Raw genomic sequence first — 17,337 nt, forward strand, 5'->3', positions numbered from 1 at the left:
GTTTCCAGGTATTCACTATATCAAATTCTAGCGAACTGACACAAGAGTTGGGAAAAATTTTTTCGTGGGGTTTGGCGATCGCGTCGTGTCGGGGGAAACTGGATCGCAGGTAAAAATTCAGCTCTGGCGTAGCAATCGTGATTCAAACTCTTCCCCTGCACGTGGCTCAAATCACGGATTTACATCTATTTGGCGATCGCAACAAGCGGCTTATGGGAATCGATACGGCTGCATCGTTACAAAAAGTTCTCAGTTGCTTGCGACAGTTGCGACATCCTCAAGATTTGTTGTTACTCACGGGAGATTTATCCCAAGACGAAACACCGGAATCTTACGAATTGCTCGTCGATTTACTCAGTCCTTGGGACATTCCCAGCTATTGGATTCCTGGAAATCACGACGATCCGTCGTTAATGGAGCAAATTTTAAAGACTCCTCCATTTTTCACGGATAAGGTGGTGGAAGCGGGCAATTGGTCGTTGATTCTGCTCGATTCGACCGTGACGGGGTGGGTAAGCGGACAGTTATCGCCGTCGTCGTTGGATTGGCTGGAGTGGCAGTTGGAACGATCGCGCGATCGCCCCACCCTGATCGGTCTCCACCATCCCCCGTTTGCGGTCAATTCTGAATGGATCGACAGTATTGCTTTGCAAAATCCCGACGATTTTTTTGCGATCGTCAAGGGCCACCCCCAGGTCAAACTGGTCTTGTGCGGTCACGTCCATCAAAATTTCTGCCACCAACAAAAATACTTGCGCTGTTTTACCACTCCTTCGACCTGCGTGCAGTTCAAGCCCGGAAGTGCTGAATTTGCGGTAGATTCGGCTCAACCGGGTTTGCGGTTGTTCAATTTATATCCCGATGGCACTTGGGAAACGAAGGTGATGCGAGTTAGTTGACGGGGAGGGCCGAACCGATGTCGCCGTTCCAGCGATCGACGGCCCGTTTTAAGCTCGGCGTCAGCCAACGATAGTATGCCGGATAGACGGGTAGGCGGCGATCGAGGTGCCATCCGAGAGGTTCTACAATTTCCGAGAGTTGGGCGATCGCCGGATGGGGATAGTCGGGATTGACTTCATCGTGAGGGCCGATTCCGCCTAAATCCCGGGCACCTGCTTCGATGCAGGCGAGTAGAATGTCGGGTTGGGCGACTAAATTGGGGGGGATTTGCAAGCGGATGTTTTCTGGGAGAATGGCGCGCGCCATCGCTACGACGTCGGGTAAGGCGCGATCGTCAAAGCCGGGAAGTGCTTCCTGTTGCCGACTTCCGGGACGGTGCGGTTGCAAAATAACTTCTTGAATGTGACCCCATTGTTGTTGCACTCGGGCGATCGCCTCTAAGGTTTGGCGGCGATCGCCCGGACTTTCGCCAATTCCTAATAATAACCCCGTGGTCAAGGGAATCCTCAACTCACCCGCCCATTCGAGTTGTTGTAGCCGCAGGGTCGGAACCTTACTCGGTGCGTGGCGATGTACGGTTTCGAGCAATTGCGGCGTCACTTGTTCGAGCATCAATCCCATCGAAACATTGACTTGTTTAAGTTGTGCCATTTCTTCATAACTGAGCGGTCCGGCGTTGGTGTGGGGTAAAAAGCCCAGATCTAACGCCAATTGACCTAAATCGTGGAGGTGGCGGATCCACCGCGATCGCCGGGAACTGCCCGGGTGAACTTCCCCACTGAGAATCAGAACTTCGATGACTCCGCGATCGGCGATCGCCTCCAATCGAACTCTCGCCTCCTCCAAGCTCAACCACGGACTCTCTCCGGGGTTGCGGCGAAAATTACAGTAACTGCAACGGTTGAAACACTCGTAAGTCGGCACCACCGTATAAGCCGGAGAGTAGGTCAGAAGACGGCGGTCATTATAAGCTGAACTTATATTATTCATTAGTTTTAGAAATTGAAAAAAGATTAATAATGCTTTACAAAACTCTATAAACCCTGTAATCTGTAAAACAAGGTAGAGATTCCTCTACCAACTACCTTGAAAAATTAATAGCAATCATACGCAATATGACGACTACCTTACAGCAGCGCGAAAGCGCCTCCCTGTGGGATCGGTTCTGCGAGTGGGTTGCCAGCACCGAAAACCGCCTTTACATCGGCTGGTTCGGCGTGTTGATGATCCCCACCCTCTTGACCGCCACGACCTGCTTCATCATCGCCTTCATCGCGGCTCCTCCCGTTGACATCGACGGCATCCGCGAACCCGTTGCCGGGTCCTTGCTCTACGGGAACAACATCATCTCCGGTGCTGTGGTTCCTTCTTCCAACGCGATCGGGTTGCACTTCTACCCGATTTGGGAAGCGGCGAGCTTGGATGAATGGCTCTACAACGGCGGCCCCTATCAGTTAGTGATCTTCCACTTCCTGATCGGCGTGTTCTGCTACATGGGTCGCGAATGGGAACTGAGCTACCGTCTGGGGATGCGTCCTTGGATCTGCGTCGCTTACAGCGCTCCCGTCGCCGCCGCTACCGCCGTGTTCTTGATCTATCCTTTGGGTCAAGGCAGCTTCTCCGACGGAATGCCCTTGGGCATCAGTGGCACCTTCAACTTCATGTTGGTGTTCCAAGCCGAACACAACATTTTGATGCACCCCTTCCACCAACTCGGTGTTGCCGGGGTCTTCGGCGGTGCGCTGTTCAGTGCCATGCACGGTTCCTTGGTGACCAGCTCCTTGGTTCGTGAAACCACCGAAACCGAGTCTCAAAACTACGGTTACAAATTCGGTCAAGAGGAAGAAACCTACAACATCGTTGCGGCTCACGGCTACTTCGGTCGTTTGATCTTCCAATATGCCTCGTTCAACAACAGCCGCTCTCTGCACTTCTTCTTAGCGGCTTGGCCCGTGGTTGGCATCTGGTTTACCGCTTTGGGTATTTCCACGATGGCGTTCAACCTCAATGGCTTCAACTTCAACCAGTCGATTGTTGACTCTCAAGGTCGCGCGATTGGTACCTGGGCTGATGTCATCAACCGTGCCAACTTGGGTATGGAAGTCATGCACGAGCGCAACGCTCACAACTTCCCCTTAGATTTGGCGAGCACCGATGCTACTCCGGTTGCTTTGACCGCTCCTCAAATCAACGGCTAATTCTTTTTAGCTAGATTCAAAAAAAGCGTCCTCTTTCGAGGGCGCTTTTTTATTGGGATTGACTTGCTAGTTCATTGCGCTAGTTCATTGCGGCAGTTCGATGACAAACTCGGTACCTTCGCCGAGGGTCGAGAAACAGGTTAATTGACCTCCGTGTTTTTCTTCGATGATTTGCCGGGAAATGGAGAGTCCTAATCCGGTGCCTTTACCGACTTCTTTGGTGGTAAATAAGTGGTCGAAAATGTGGGCTTTGACCTCATTGCTCATACCTAAACCGTTGTCTTTAATGTGGACGGCGATCGCCTCACGATCGCCCAATACTTCAGTACGAATAATGATTTGAGGTGGATATAATTCCAACTTCTCCGGACCGCGAACGCGAACCGCTTCATCTAAAACATCGATCGCATTGGCCAGAATATTCATAAAGACTTGATTGAGCTGACCGGGAAAACATTTGAGTTCGGGTAAGTCGCCATAGTCGCGAACGATATCGATCGCCGGACGATCGCTATTACCTTTGAGGCGATATTTGAGAATTAATAACGCACTGTCAATTCCTTCATGGATATTAAAGTCAACGCGATCGCTCGTATCGGCGCGAGAAAAGGTTCGCAAACTACTACTAATCGTGCGAATGCGATCGACGCCAACTTTCATCGAAACGAGTAATTGCGGAAAATCTTCGAGCAAATAATCGATGTCGATGTTATCGGCATCCTCACTAATTTCATCCCCCGGATTGGGGAAATGTTGCCGATAAAGTTGCAAGTGCTGGCTGAGATCTTGAAGGTATTCTCGGGCGTGGGTGAGATTGCCTGCAATAAAGCTCGTCGGGTTGTTAATTTCGTGTCCGACCCCCGCCACTAAATTACCTAACGTTGCCATTTTTTCACTTTGGACGAGCTGGAGTTGAGCTTCTTGCAATTGTTGCAAAGATTGTTCCAACGCTTGCGCTTTCTCGCGTTCTCTGGCTTCCGATTGCTGTAAGTGATGGTAAAGGCGAGCATTTTCGATAGAAATCGCCGCTTGAGTACATAACACTTTCAAAACTTCGATGCGATCGCGGGTAAAGGCACCCCGACAGCACTCATTTTCTAAATACAGTACCCCGATGCATTTAGCGCGATCGCTCAAACAAACAGATAAAATGCTCTCAGGTTGATGTTTGATTAAATAGGGATCGGTGGCAAATTGAATTTGCTGGTTGGCCGAGTCAAAAACGAGGGTTTCGCCAGTACGAAAAACATAATTAATTAAGGTAAACGGAATCGCGAGATCGTCTGGAAATGAAACGTTTTGGCAGACCTCGACTACTCCCATATTAACCGTGGAAGCAATTGCACTCAGTTGTAATTTTCCGTTCGATTCTAACAGAAGGGCGGATTTAGATGCTCCTGCATTTTCTAAGACGACTTGCATTAATTTAGCAAGCAAACTCTCCAGTTCGATTTCTCCGGAAAGGGTTTGTGATGCTTTGAGAATCGAGGAAAAATCTAAGGCTTGAGATAAACTCGTACTGCTCGAAATGCTGTTGTTAAGTAAGTGGTGTAGGGAAACAGAGGTGCTATCTGCATTAGTTAATCCGGGATAAAAACCGAGATTACTTTTGAGTTGATTTAAAATCGGCCTGAGTAATTCTTCGTATTTATCTTCCAGGCGATCGACTTTGGCTTTAGCCCCCCAACGGCTGTAAGCATAGTAGGCTTCAATTAAATAAACTTTGGCAATTTTTTCTTTTTGCCAGCCTAAATAAAAGCGAGCGGCTAACTCGTTGGCGAGAGCTTCTTCACTGAGATATTCATTTTGTTTGGCGGCAGAAATTGCGCGATCGTAAGCCTCTACTGCTGCAATTTTTTGTCCCAAAACTCGACAATATTCGGCCTCGACTAATTCCCATTTATGGGCGTAATTCATCGGTGCAAAATTTGCCCACTTCTCTAACTTTTGCCGATTTTCTGCAACTTTTTGTAAAAGGGCTTCCCGTCGGGGGCGATCGCCCGTTTCGCATAAAGCTAAACGAACTAAAGAATCGTAGAAATAGAATGTAGGAACTAAAATTGTTCCAGTAATGCCATCTAAATAAGTTTCCGTTTTAGTGGCATACACTTCGGCACGTTCGGCTTCGTCAAATAAATAACAAAGCATCATTTTTTTGAAATAAACTCGTACTAAAGCCGCGCGATCGTTGGCCGACTCGTGCAGGGGTAAACTTTCTATCTCGTTATAAACTGCCCCCACCAATTCACAAACTCGTTCGGCTTTTCCACGCAAATTCAAGACAGCTTGTAGGTCGATTTGATGGTAATACAATAAAGAAGTTTGTTTGAGGCGCTTGAGTTCTAGCTCGTAAAACAACATCTCTCGTTCGACTTCGGATAAGTCCGAGCCAATTGTAGCTAAAACCATGTTGTAAACGTACAGAGATGTCGCCCCATATTCTAAATCGCCCATTTCCAATGCGGCGGAATACGCCTGGAGTAAAGGTTGCAAAGTTTCGCGAGCGGGGTCTTTCCAATGTTTGATATTGGTATTGACGACCATCAAAGTTCGTCCTTTCAGTTGGGCAGTATCGAGACGGTTTAATAACTCACTAGCCAGTTCTCCAAACTGATAGCCTATTTCGATATCGCCAAAAATTCCACAGAGCATTAAGCCATAAGTTGCATAACCGTAGACGGATTCGGGGGCGTTTCCCTGTTCGATCGATAATTTCACCATTTGGCAAGCAAACAAAGGCAAAAATTGAGGGGCAGCTTGATAGGCGGTACCGATTAAACTAGAGAGGATTCGCATCGCCGCTCGTTGTCGTTCTCCGAGCATAAGTGGTGCGTTGACTAAAGTTTTTGGAAGACGATCGCCCAGGGTAGATCTAGTTTCTTCGAGTGCTGCTTGAATGTCTGTAGGACTCGGTTGTTCGGGAAAAGGAATACCGAGTTTATCTAAAACCAGTAAAGCCATTTGTAAAGCATCTATTTGCTTGTTTTGAGCGGCTTTTGTTTGAATTTTGGTTTCGTAGATTTTGATAACATCTACGGGATCTTTGGCTCGGGCGATCGCCTCGTTCCCCAAGGCTTCTACTGCCTCGAAATTCGTACTTCCATAAGCGGCTTCCGTAGCAGCTTGGTAGAGGGACTGCATTAAAGGATAGTGGCGATCCCATCCTTCAATGTCTAATACAGCTATTCCCTGTTGAAAATATTGGAGAGCTGCGGCATAGGCTGTAGCCGCTTTCGCCGTTTGACCTGCCATTAAGTTCAATTCGGCGAGTTCGACTTTTTTCTGGTAATCTCGAATAAATTCGGCTCCAGTATTTAACTGGTTGACTAACTCGAAAATTTTCAACTCTCGCTGTTCGGGGGAAATTTTTTCTAAGAGAATTTGACCAATTCTCAGGTGAGTTAAAGGTTTTTCAGACTCTGGAATTAAGCGATAAGCGGCTTGTTGAATGCGATCGTGCAGAAACTTATAAGTAATGTGGTGAATTTGACTTTCGAGTTCCTGACTTGAACTGCCGTTTTCCGATGTCTGTTGAAAAAATTTGTACAGTTCGCTAGCGGGAACGATCGCCCCTTCTTGCAAGGCCAGCCATAGGCGATCGGCAGTTTCAGTTCGCGACAATTCGCAGATTAAAGCGAGGGTTTCGAGGTCGAAAGTATTACCGATGCAAGCTGCTTTTTTGAGTACATCTTGGGTCGATTCTGGCAGTTTTTGTAATTGTGCGGCCATGAAATCGACCACATCCTCGGTGAGGGCGAGCGATCGCGTTTTGGTCAAATCGCATTCCCAGGAATTGGCGGTGCAGTTAAAGGCGATCGCCCCCGATTCGTGTAACGCTTTGAGAAATTGCGTTGTAAAAAAGGGATTACCTTCGGTTTTACGATAAACCAATTCGGAGAGCGGTTGGGCAATTTCGACAGAACATTTAAGCGTATCTGCCACTAAGTAATTGATATCTGTCGGACTGAGCGGGTCTAAGTGAATCGAGTCAATTTGTACTCGCGCTTTTTCTAGCTCTTGAAAGACGAGCATTAACGGGTGAGTGGGATAAACTTCGTTATCGCGATAAGCGCCAATTAAGAGCAAATATCCGCTTTTTGTTTCGCTCATTAATAACTTCATTAAATTGAGCGATGCCGAATCAGCCCATTGCAAATCGTCGAGAAAAATAACTAAAGGATGATCTGCTGTTGCGAAAACTTCAATAAATTTGTGAAATAATCGATTAAAGCGATTTTGGGCGGCAGTTCCCGACAGTTCGGAGATCGCGGGTTGTTCGCCAATGAGCAAAGCTAGTTCTGGGATCGCTTCGACGATCGCCTGACCGTTATTCCCTAAAGCTGCTAAGATTTTTAATTTCCACCGTTGTAAATTTTCTGGCGTTTCGTTGAGGAGTTGGGCGGTCAGTTCGCGAAAGGCTTGGACGAAGGCAGAAAAGGGAATGTTTCGTTGAAATTGATCGAATTTACCTTTAATAAAATAACCCCGTTGTCGGACGATCGGTTTATGAACTTCGTTGACGACGGCAGTTTTACCAATTCCGGAAAATCCTTCGATTTTGACGAATTTTGTCGCCCCCTCAGCCACTTGGTCGAAGATATTTAAGAGCTGTTGGATGGGAATTTCTCGTCCGTAGAGTTTCTCGGGAATTGTGAAGCGATCGCATCGATCGCGTCTTCCCAATTGAAAGGGATCGATGTCTCTTTTGGCTTGCCATTGTTGCCAGCATTCCTGCAAGTCGAACAGCAAGCCGATCGCACTTTGGTAGCGATCTTCGGCATTTTTAGCCATTAATTTATTGACGATCGCCGATAACATTAAGGGAATGTCGGAATTGAGATCGCTGAGAAAGGGTGGTGTTTTGGCAATCTGACAGTGAACTAACTCGATCGCGTCGTCTGTAGGGAAGGGTAATCGAGCGCTCAATAACTCAAAAAAGGTTACCCCTAACGAATAAAAATCCGTGCGATAATCGATTCCTCGATTCATGCGTCCGGTTTGTTCGGGAGCGAGATAAGCGAGGGTTCCTTCGAGGACGTTCGGATTGTGAATGACTTGGGTTTCTCGGGGTAATAAAGAGGCAATACTAAAGTCAATGAGTTTGACGGTTTTTGTTTGCGGTTCGATGATAATATTGGCAGGTTTGATATCTTTATGGATGACTCTCGCTTGATAAAGTCCGTCTAACGTTTTGGCTAAGGCGATCGCGATTGGAAAAAATTCGTCCAGATCGATCGCGCGATCGCCGACATATTCTTTCAGTGATATTGCACCGATATCTTCCATCACTAACGCATAACCATTCCGGTAATGTTCCAAGCGGTAGGTTTGGATGACTCCCGGAAAATCGAGCCTTTTGGCGAGAGCGTATTGATTGCGAAATTGAACTAATTCGTTAAAGGTAGGATATTCGCCGTGGGTCAGTTTGACGATAACGGGTTGGTTATCCGACTCGCGGATTCCTCGATAAACTTCAATTCTAGCGCTGCGATAGAGCTGTTCGCGTAAGGCGTAACCGGGAAATGAAGCAGTGATGGCACTCATAGTTATCTCAGATTTACGAACTCCTTTGATAATACAAAGATTCCCAAAATCATAGCGGAATTCACTCTCGGGTTCTTTTGGCGCGTTAAAATCTGTGAAGGGATCGCTAGGGTCTGTCATCAATTAAGAAAATTGACAAAAATAGTGAAATGTGTGTAGCCTGCTACCCGTTCACTCAAGATAGCTCAAAACCGGGATGAAACGGCGTTACGCTTTACGAGACGACCAATGGCAACGCATTGAACACCTGCTTCCGGGTCGTCCGGGTACAGTTGGGGTCACAGCTAAAGATAACCGTTTATTCGTCGAAGCCGTGTTGTATCGCTTTCGAGCAGGGATTCCTTGGCGAGATCTTCCCGAACGCTTTGGGGATTTTCGAGTCGTCCACACACGCTTCACTCGCTGGTCAAAAACTGGGGTGTGGGAGCGCGTTTTCCAAGTCCTCTGCGAGGAAGCCGATAACGAATATGCTGCCATCGATTCCACCATTGTGCGAGCGCATCAGCACAGTGCTGGAGCATCAGGGAGTTCAGCCGAAGAGGAAAATATCGGTCGTAGCCGAGGCGGGTTGAGTACGAAAATTCATGCGGTGGTGGATGCTTTGGGGAATCCCATATCTTTTTTTTAACTCCCGGTCAGGCCAGCGATCTAGTCGGTGCCGAGCGGTTGCTACCATCAGTGGAAGTCCAGGCACTGCTAGCGGATAAAGCTTACGATGCCGACGAACGAGTCAGACAACCGTTGCACGAGCGAGGGATTGAAGTCGTCATTCCCTCGAAAAAGAATCGAAAACAAGCCCACGATTACGATCGATTCTTGTATCAAACCCGACATCTGGTGGAAAACTTCTTTGCCAAGCTCAAACAGTATCGAGGGATTGCCACTCGTTATGACAAGCGCTCGGTGAACTTCCTGGGTGGCATTTACCTGGCTGCATCCGTGATTTGGCTGGCTTAAATGTCCGCAGGCGCTTTCCTCCACATTTGGTCACTTTTGTCAACCTACATAATTGATGACACGCCCTAGATCTAAAGCGAAAAATGATAGATATACCTAAATCGGTCTAATTCAAAGCGATAGAAGCATCCGAGCGCTCGGGGGTTATATGTAGCTCGTTTGAGATCTCCCGATTTTCTGAATTCTTACCCGAGATTCCCCGAACATCCGCTTAAAATCCCTCGGCGAAACCCCAACAGACTTTGAGTGAATATCGAAGTGAATAGCGATTGACTTTCCCTGAGTGCCGATTGCTTTTTATTGCTGAATTTTTTAAATTCAACAACTTTCCGCCAAGCTGAAAATCTTTTCTATCAAATTAGTATTAATTGACCATAAAAACTTTTTTTTGTCAACCTCGATACCAATGAGTGGGGGATAGAGGTTGAAAGAAAAATCGGGAATGCAACTAGGTACATTCCCGATAAACTATCCATTTAATTAAACTCAGGAGAAAGAAGAAAATGTAGCTTTTGAGCTCGAACTGTTCTCCTCCGATTCCTTTCCTTACGCCAAACTAACATCGCCGACATCTTCGAGGTCGTAAACGTAGTAGCCGACTCCTTCGTAATTGTAGGCGGGTAACATGCGATCGACCACATCTCGTTCGGTGGCGTCGGGAGTGTAGAAGTGGCTTCCCGTGACCGTGTTGTAGAAGCGATAAAGCGGGATAGCATCGGCTTCTTGAGTATCGAAAGCTTGATAGGCGATGCCTTCGTCTCGATAGGCGGGTAAATTTTGGCGGACGAAGTCGGCTTCGGTGTCGGAAATGGTGTAGAAGTGAGTTCCAGTAAACGTATTGTAGAAGCGGTATACCGGGTCGCCGTCCGGGGTTCCGTTGTTGGCGCCTGCAAATGAGGGACCTTCGTAATTGTAGGCGGTCAGGTTGTCGCGGACGAACTCGGCCTCGTTATTGTCGGCAGTATAAAAGTGAGTTCCGGTAAAGGTGTTGAAGAAGCGATAGACGGGGACTCCGGTAATCGGATCGACGCCACCGCCGCCGCCGCCGTCGTCGAGGGATTCTTGGGTCAGGTTGAGGCTGTATTTTGTGGAAGCCCCTTCGTTATCGGGAAGGTTGGCGGTGAGGTCGTTGCTGGACACTTTGACGAGGTAATTCCCCGCGTCGAGAGTGGTGTCGATGTTCTCGTCGCCGGTCCCGCCATTGCGCGATCGCAGGATCAATGTCGAGCCATTGCTTTCGTATAATTCTAGATCGGCGTTATCTTCCAATCCAGTTAATTTTACACTCACTTGGCTATCACTGGGGAGGCGGAAGTTGTACCAGTCAGTGCGATCGCTGCGACCGACAAAGCCGTTATACGTTTGACTTCCGACTAAATTGCCGATTTGGGGGGCGCTGGCGGCGCTGTTATTATCCGGGTTTTCGGAATTGGCTTCTAAGAGAAACTTCCCTCGGGTTCCTTCGGTGTTGAGAACGCCGACAGTGTAAGGGGTGGTTCCCCATTGGGGGTTGGCGAAGGTAAGGGTTTCGAGTTCGCCTGCACCACTGGCGTCGCGGGTGGTTCCGTCGCCGGGAATCGGCAGTCCGGTGGCGTTCCCGGTCAGACGCAATTCGAGATCGAGGGTGTCATTGAGCGGATAGGCGGTAATTTCTAAGGGTTGATTGAATTCTACGTCGGTCGATTCGATGGATTTGGTCAGTTCGAGTCGCGAGTTGGTTAAGAATTCTTGGGTTACGCGAAAACCAGTCATAATAATGCTCCAAATTGAATAAATATGGTCCAAATAATGGGAGAGGAAATTGTAAAAGCTCGTTACTCTGAGGTAGAGAAGCGCGGTTGGGACTGATGCAGTTGGTGAAAGTCCTTGTCCTGGCGCTGTTTCGGTATAGATGGAGGCGAACGGGACTGATGCAGTTGGGGAAAAATGAGGGAGTAAACCGTTGCATCACGCCGATTTCGCGAGATCTATATGGAGGAAGATAGGGACGGAGGCGGGAGGTTTTCCGAATGAGGCGCGATCGCGAGTGAAAAGAAAATGAGAAAATGTGAGCTATGAATTCGAGAGGACGAGACGGATGATTCCAGCGTTCAGATATTGGAAATTACTGCGCCTGGACGCCCTCAATGGGGGGCGATCGCTGCCCGTGGCGGAAAGCTTTTTGCAAGGCGAATTTCCCGCAGCGATCGCCCGTCACAGCTTGTCTGCGTCCCAAAATACGGCGATTTACGAGGCGTTGATGGCGTTGTTTCGCGGCGATCGCGCCCGGGGCGATCGATGGCTGGAAGCCAAGGCGGGACTGTGTTTGCGCTGTTATGTTTCCTACCCGGTCGTGCGCGCGTGTCGGCAATTGGCGGGTTTGTTCGGCGGCGGCGGCGCTTTCGACTATCGCGAATTACTGCCGTTTGTCCTCGATGACGACGGCGAGGCGATGGCGATCGTCGATCGCGACGGGAAGCAACAACAACGGATCGATCGCGACGGACAGATCTATCCGGCGAGTTATTCTTTGTTCACCGTAGATATTCTTCGCACGTTTGATTTTCAATCGGCCTCGCGGTTGAGTTTGGACAATTGGGCGTACTTGCAGACGAAGCAAAATAAAGCGCTGAAAGGGTTTTTAGCCGATCGCGGCTTCCAATATCTCAGCGATTGGGCCTTATTGAATAAGGCGAGGGAGGCGCAGTTGGCGTTACTTCCTGGGGACGATCGCCTATTGGTGGACGTGTTTCACGCCGTTTATCGGCGCGATCGCCGCCTACAGCCCAAATCCGGCGGGCGTTGTCCCGATCCGAGTGAGGAACAGTTACAGGAAATGAGCGATCTTTTGCGCGAGTCCGGTAGGGCGATCGCGTTAGCCGATCGCGGGATCGTCCGCCGTTTGAAGCAAATCGCCAAACAACTGCGCCAGTACGAGATCTGGAGTCGTCGCGGCGCCCCGGTTGCGGAACCGTTGGAGGCGATCGATCCGGAAACCGGAGACTATGGAATGCGCGAGTTTGCCGATCCCAATTCGACACCGGATTTACAACGCGATCGAGAACAGGAATTTTTAGCCCGTTTGCACGATCGCCTCCCGGTCGTTTTAGATGGTGCGATCGCTTCGGCGATCGGCGATCGGATTGCGGCACTCCAAAAAAGTCGAAATTATCGCATTTTTGCCGATAAAGCGATTCTCGGATGGCAATTACTCTATTGCGAAGGACTTTCGCAACGGGAGATTGTCGATCGCTTGGGAATGACCAATCAATCTCAAGTTAGCCGGGTGTTAAATCCGAAAGAATTACTCTCTCGGGTTCGTTTTAGAACCCTCGAAGGCTTGTTAGAAGCGATTCTCGAATTTCGAGAACAATTTGGACTCGGCGGCGATCGCCTCTCCCCAGAAGTATTAGAAAATATTCAAGCCGGATTAGAAGAATTTATCGACCGTCAAGTTTTTGAAGAAGCTTTTACGGAAATGAAAGCTGGAAATAATCGCTCGTTCGAGAGCTTATATGCAAAACGCTTGCAGTTTTTTTTACAAGAGTGCCGATGATTGGCGATCGCCTTAATAGGGTTTAGGCATTCTAGTTTCGATCGGCAGTATGGGTGCGCATCTATCAATATCTTTTGAGATTTCCTGCAAAAAACTACATGTTCACCTCTTGTTCCCTTGCTTACTTTAGGAGTTTTGCACCATGAACTTTTCTCTAAATTCACAAGATTTACGGCTGTTTGAGCCAGAGGAGATTGCTTTGGAAGCGGAGGATTTCGATCGCGCCGTGCAGGTCAGCCAGTCTGTTGTTAGCGAAGCGAGGCAATGGCAAGTTTATCTGAATATTTTAGGAATTTTGGCGCTCGATCGATGGGTTGGAGATCGAGCAAAAATCAGTCTCAATTTAGAAAAAGCTTCGGTATTTGAAGCGGCTTACGCTCAAACCCTCGATGCAGTTTGTAATTGCGAATTGAACGGGTTTAAAATTTGCGCGATTGTCGCTGAAAGTTATCTCGATGAAACGGTAAAAATTCCTAAAATTGCCGTGGATATTGCTGAATTTTCCGCTCATTTTTACGTAGCGATTGAAGTTTTAGAAGAGAGTGAAATCGCGATCGTCCGGGGAATTTTACGGGGCGATCGCCTGTTGAAATACCGAGAATCGCAAGGGTTGCAAAGTCAGTCAGATTGGACGTATCATTTACCGTTATCTTGTTTTGAAGTGAATCCCGATCGCCTATTATTTTATACTCGCTTTTTAAGTCCGGAGGCGATCGCCGTTCCCGCGATCGAGATCGGGGCGATCGCCCCGTTTGCCGAAACCGAATTGCAGCCCTTACTCGCAAACCCCGATCGCCCATTGTGGCAGCAGTTAACCTGGGAACGAGGGGTGGCGTTATTGAGCGATCTCAATAGCATAACTTTGTACTATTCGCAGTTACAAGAACTATATAAAGTGACTTCCCGAGGGGCGATCGCTGCCGTCACTGAATCTTTTATTAACTTGAATCAGTGGTTGCAAGGTCATTTTGAGAGCGGTTGGGAAAGTATAGAATCCTTATTCGCATCGCCGCAAGTGAGTTTCGTGCGGGGGGGACGGGGAGAAGCAACCAGCGCCCCCGAGGCGATCGCCTCCGTGATTCGGCTGTTAGGGAGCGATCGCCCTGAAGAAACGCGCTGTCAGGCTGCGGGAGTTTTGGGCGAAATCGGGACGGGTTCCCCGGAGGCGATCGCCGCCCTCACCGAACTCCTGGATAGCGCACGGGAAGAGGAAACCCGGTGGCAAGCAGCCCTCAGTTTGGGCAAAATCGACCCCGGAAACCCGCGATCGGGGGTTCGCAAAGCCCGCTTAGTCGATTTGGGCTTGGAATTAGCAGGAGTGGCGATCGCCTCGATCGTGGCGATCGTTCCCAAACCCGACGGCAGGATCGCCGTATCCGCACAAGTGCAGCTAACAAAAAACCTCACAAAACTTCCGCCCGGTCTCAAGTTACAAATTCTTTCTGAATCGGGCGAAGTCCGCCTCGAATCCCAAGCCCGCAGCGACAGCGCGGGTCGCGGCATCGACAACGCCATTCAACGCCGTTTTAGCCCCCCTCCCGGCAGTCGGTTCCAGATTCGTATCGCTTTAGGAGAAGTGAATGTGACGGAAACGTTTTTCGTTTAAAAGAGTCATTCATTTTAGGAGTTATTTTAGGAGTTATTTTAGAGGCCGATCTCGGATAATTCATCGTCAAATCAGCGCCTACTTTTTATTCGCTCTTTCACTTATGAGCCGTATTGCGATTCTCAAAATTCGATCGGGTGACTTCAATGGTGGTTTCGATGTTTCGCTACAAATTTTGCGCCAAGGGGGTTCCCTTTTGGCGGAAATTGAAGGGCGTTTGCCGCCACAACCCAATTTAGACGGATTTTATGTCAGTTGGCGAACCCACTTTAGAAGTCTCAATAGTTCTTATCGGCGATCGCGGCAATTTCAAACTGCCGAGGATGGTTGGGAAATTGATGAAAGTACGCCCACAAATCGGGCGATCGGCAACGAGATCGAAGCGTGCAAGCAGCTAACGAAAACTTTAGAAAGGGAGATGAAAAACTGGCTGCAAGATTCTGCACTCGGCCAGTGGCAAAAGATTCGCGAACGATTGTTACGTGAATTTGCCAATCGCAGCGATCCGATTGACTTAACCATCGATGCTAGAGATCCCAAACTTTGGAAACTCCCGTGGCACGTTTGGGATTTACTCGAAGATTATCCAGATGTTGGCATCAGTTACACGTTTCCGGAGTTCGATCGCCCCAGTCAAGTTTTAGCGGCGAATAAAAAAGAAAATAAAGTTAGAATTTTGGCGATCTTCGGCGACGATTCCGAGTTGGATTTAGAGGTCGATCGCCAGCTTATTTCAGGATTAAAAGAAGCAAGCGTCGAGTTTTTAAACGCACCGCGATCGCAAACCGTTATCGAACGATTGCGCGATCCTCAAGGCTGGGATGTATTCTTTTTTGCCGGACATAGCCACAGCGAAGAAGATGACGGTCGCATTTATCTCAACGAATCCGAAAATTTAGAAATTGATGAGTTTAAAAATGCCTTAAAAGAGGCGATCGCCCGAGGTTTGAAAATTGCTATTTTTAATTCTTGTGACGGATTGGGATTTACCCGCAAACTCGCCGATTTGCATCTTCCCGTGGCGATCGTCATGCAAGAAGAAGTTCCCGATCGAGTCGCTCAATCTTTTTTAAAAGAATTTCTCGCCGAATATGCGACGGGAACCTCGTTAGTGAGAGCCGTTCGGCGATCGCAAGAACGCTTAGAAGCTTTTCGCGAGTTACCCGGTTGCACTTGGTTACCCGCTCTCTATCAAAATCTCGGCGCCACCCTACCGACTTGGGAAACATTGCGCGATCGATCGCCCCGCGATCGCCCCGCGATCGCCAAACAACTGCGCCGAGTAGCTCTCACCAGTCTCGCCATCGGTTTGAGCGCGATCGCCAGTCGCCATTTCGGGGCTTTGCAATCCCTCGAACTCGCCAGTTTCGACCTCTTCATGCGAAATCGGGAGATCGAAGCTCCGGACGATCGCCTTGCGATCGTCGCCATCACGGAAGAAGATCTACAATTTCAAGACCGCATGGGTTGGCGACGAGAAGCCAAATCTCTCAGCGATCTGGCTTTGTACAAATTATTAGAAAAATTACAAACTTACCGACCGAGAGTTATCGCTTTAGACCTCTATCGCGACTTTCCCACAGATCCGAATATTCCCGAATTAAAACAACACTTTAATCGTCCTAATTTTATCGGGACTTGTCTGGTCGGCGGCACCCGCGATCGCCCGATTGGTATCGCGCCGCCGCCGGAAATTGAAAGTACCGGACGCTTGGGATTTAGCAACTTTCCTCAAGATGCGAATGGCGTGATTCGCCGCCAATTTTTAGGGATGAGTCCCGATCGTACTTGTCCGACCAGTCGATCCTTGAGTTTGACCGTAGCCTTGGCCTATTTGCGATCGGAAAATATGACTAATATCGGTTTTAATTCCAACAATGAATTAGAAATTGGTTCGGTCATATTTCCTAAGTTAACTGCTGAAACTGGAGGCTATCAGTTACCGAGGAGTGAAGCTCAAGGCTATCAAGTATTATTAAACTATCGCGCCGCAGAAGCGATCGCCCCCCAAGTGAGTTTACAAGAAGTTTTAGAAGGGACAGTTGACGATCGCTTGCCCGAGTTGGTTACGGATAAAATTGTTTTAATTGGCACGATCGCCCAAACTTATCAAGACTGGCATTTAACCCCTTACAGTAAGGGCCAGTGGCCGCAAAAAATGCCCGGGGCGATCGTTCACGCTCACGGTATCAGCCAGATTGTGAGTGCTGTTATCGACAAAAGACCGTTAATAAACACGTGGCCGGATGAAATAGAAATGCTTTGGATTTTGACTTGGTGTTTCCTCGGTGGAATCTTGATTCTGTTAGTTGTTGAAATTTACCCCCTTTCAACAAAAGAGCGCTGGAACTCTTTCCGAATTATTGCGATCGGCTTTCTCAGTACAGCCGGGGCGATCGCCATTTTATCTGCCTTATCTTTTTTCCTGTTCGAGCTAGGCTTGTGGGTTCCAATCGTCCCGGCAAGTTTGGGACTATTGTTGACTTCTGGCGGAGTTATAGTAACTTATGTTTATGTCGGTAATAAGGGATAAATTTGCAATATTACTTACCGTTAAAATGGAAAAATACCACCCCACTGATAGATGTCAAAAATTT

9 protein-coding genes are annotated in these 17,337 nt (G+C 48.4%); 6 read left to right on the forward strand and 3 right to left on the reverse strand.

What is annotated here, in order from left to right:
• Positions 1–137: 137 nt before the first annotated feature.
• A complete protein-coding gene (cpdA, locus tag JJD41_RS20860; protein WP_200669441.1) occupies positions 138–899 on the forward strand; it encodes a 3',5'-cyclic-AMP phosphodiesterase in 762 nt (253 codons plus the stop codon).
• Here the strand turns inward: cpdA and cofG are convergent.
• On the reverse strand, positions 892–1,890 hold the full coding sequence (cofG, locus tag JJD41_RS20865; protein WP_200669442.1) for a 7,8-didemethyl-8-hydroxy-5-deazariboflavin synthase subunit CofG: 999 nt from the start codon (positions 1,888–1,890) through the stop codon (positions 892–894). The two genes, cpdA and cofG, sit on opposite strands and share 8 nt — an antisense overlap.
• A 125-nt stretch (positions 1,891–2,015) precedes the next feature.
• On the opposite strand from cofG, the gene psbA reads away from it, so the two are divergent.
• A complete protein-coding gene (gene psbA, locus JJD41_RS20870) occupies positions 2,016–3,098 on the forward strand; it encodes a photosystem II q(b) protein (RefSeq protein ID WP_168568072.1) in 1,083 nt (360 codons plus the stop codon).
• A gap of 84 nt (positions 3,099–3,182) precedes the next feature.
• Here the strand turns inward: psbA and JJD41_RS20875 are convergent, their stop codons facing one another.
• Positions 3,183–8,642: a trifunctional serine/threonine-protein kinase/ATP-binding protein/sensor histidine kinase gene (locus JJD41_RS20875; RefSeq protein WP_200669443.1), complete on the reverse strand. Its 5,460-nt coding sequence runs from the start codon at positions 8,640–8,642 to the stop codon at positions 3,183–3,185.
• Between the two features lie 196 nt (positions 8,643–8,838).
• Here JJD41_RS20875 and JJD41_RS20880 point away from each other — a divergent pair.
• A protein-coding gene (locus JJD41_RS20880) for an IS5 family transposase (RefSeq protein ID WP_200664346.1) occupies positions 8,839–9,599 on the forward strand; the annotation gives its coding sequence in 2 pieces (ribosomal slippage) (positions 8,839–9,265 and positions 9,265–9,599; 762 coding nt in all).
• Positions 9,600–10,145: 546 nt separating this feature from the next.
• On the opposite strand, the gene JJD41_RS20885 is transcribed toward JJD41_RS20880, so the two are convergent.
• Positions 10,146–11,351: a pre-peptidase C-terminal domain-containing protein gene (locus JJD41_RS20885; RefSeq protein WP_200669444.1), complete on the reverse strand. Its 1,206-nt coding sequence runs from the start codon at positions 11,349–11,351 to the stop codon at positions 10,146–10,148.
• 325 nt (positions 11,352–11,676) lie between these two features.
• Between JJD41_RS20885 and JJD41_RS20890 the strand changes: the two genes are divergently transcribed.
• From JJD41_RS20890 to JJD41_RS20900, 3 genes are all read left to right on the forward strand, one after another.
• A complete protein-coding gene (locus JJD41_RS20890; RefSeq protein WP_200669445.1) occupies positions 11,677–13,134 on the forward strand; it encodes a hypothetical protein in 1,458 nt (485 codons plus the stop codon).
• 142 nt (positions 13,135–13,276) lie between these two features.
• The gene (locus tag JJD41_RS20895) at positions 13,277–14,740 is read left to right on the forward strand and encodes a DUF1822 family protein (protein WP_200669446.1); all 1,464 of its coding nucleotides are present in this window, start codon (positions 13,277–13,279) and stop codon (positions 14,738–14,740) included.
• Between the two features lie 103 nt (positions 14,741–14,843).
• Positions 14,844–17,273 (forward strand): CHASE2 domain-containing protein, encoded by a 2,430-nt coding sequence (locus JJD41_RS20900; protein ID WP_200669447.1) that lies wholly within the window; start codon positions 14,844–14,846, stop codon positions 17,271–17,273.
• Positions 17,274–17,337 lie beyond the last annotated feature (64 nt).

This window comes from Oxynema mangrovii CENA135 (genome assembly GCF_016632315.1).
GTDB classification, from domain to species: Bacteria; Cyanobacteriota; Cyanobacteriia; order Cyanobacteriales; family Laspinemataceae; genus Oxynema; species Oxynema aestuarii.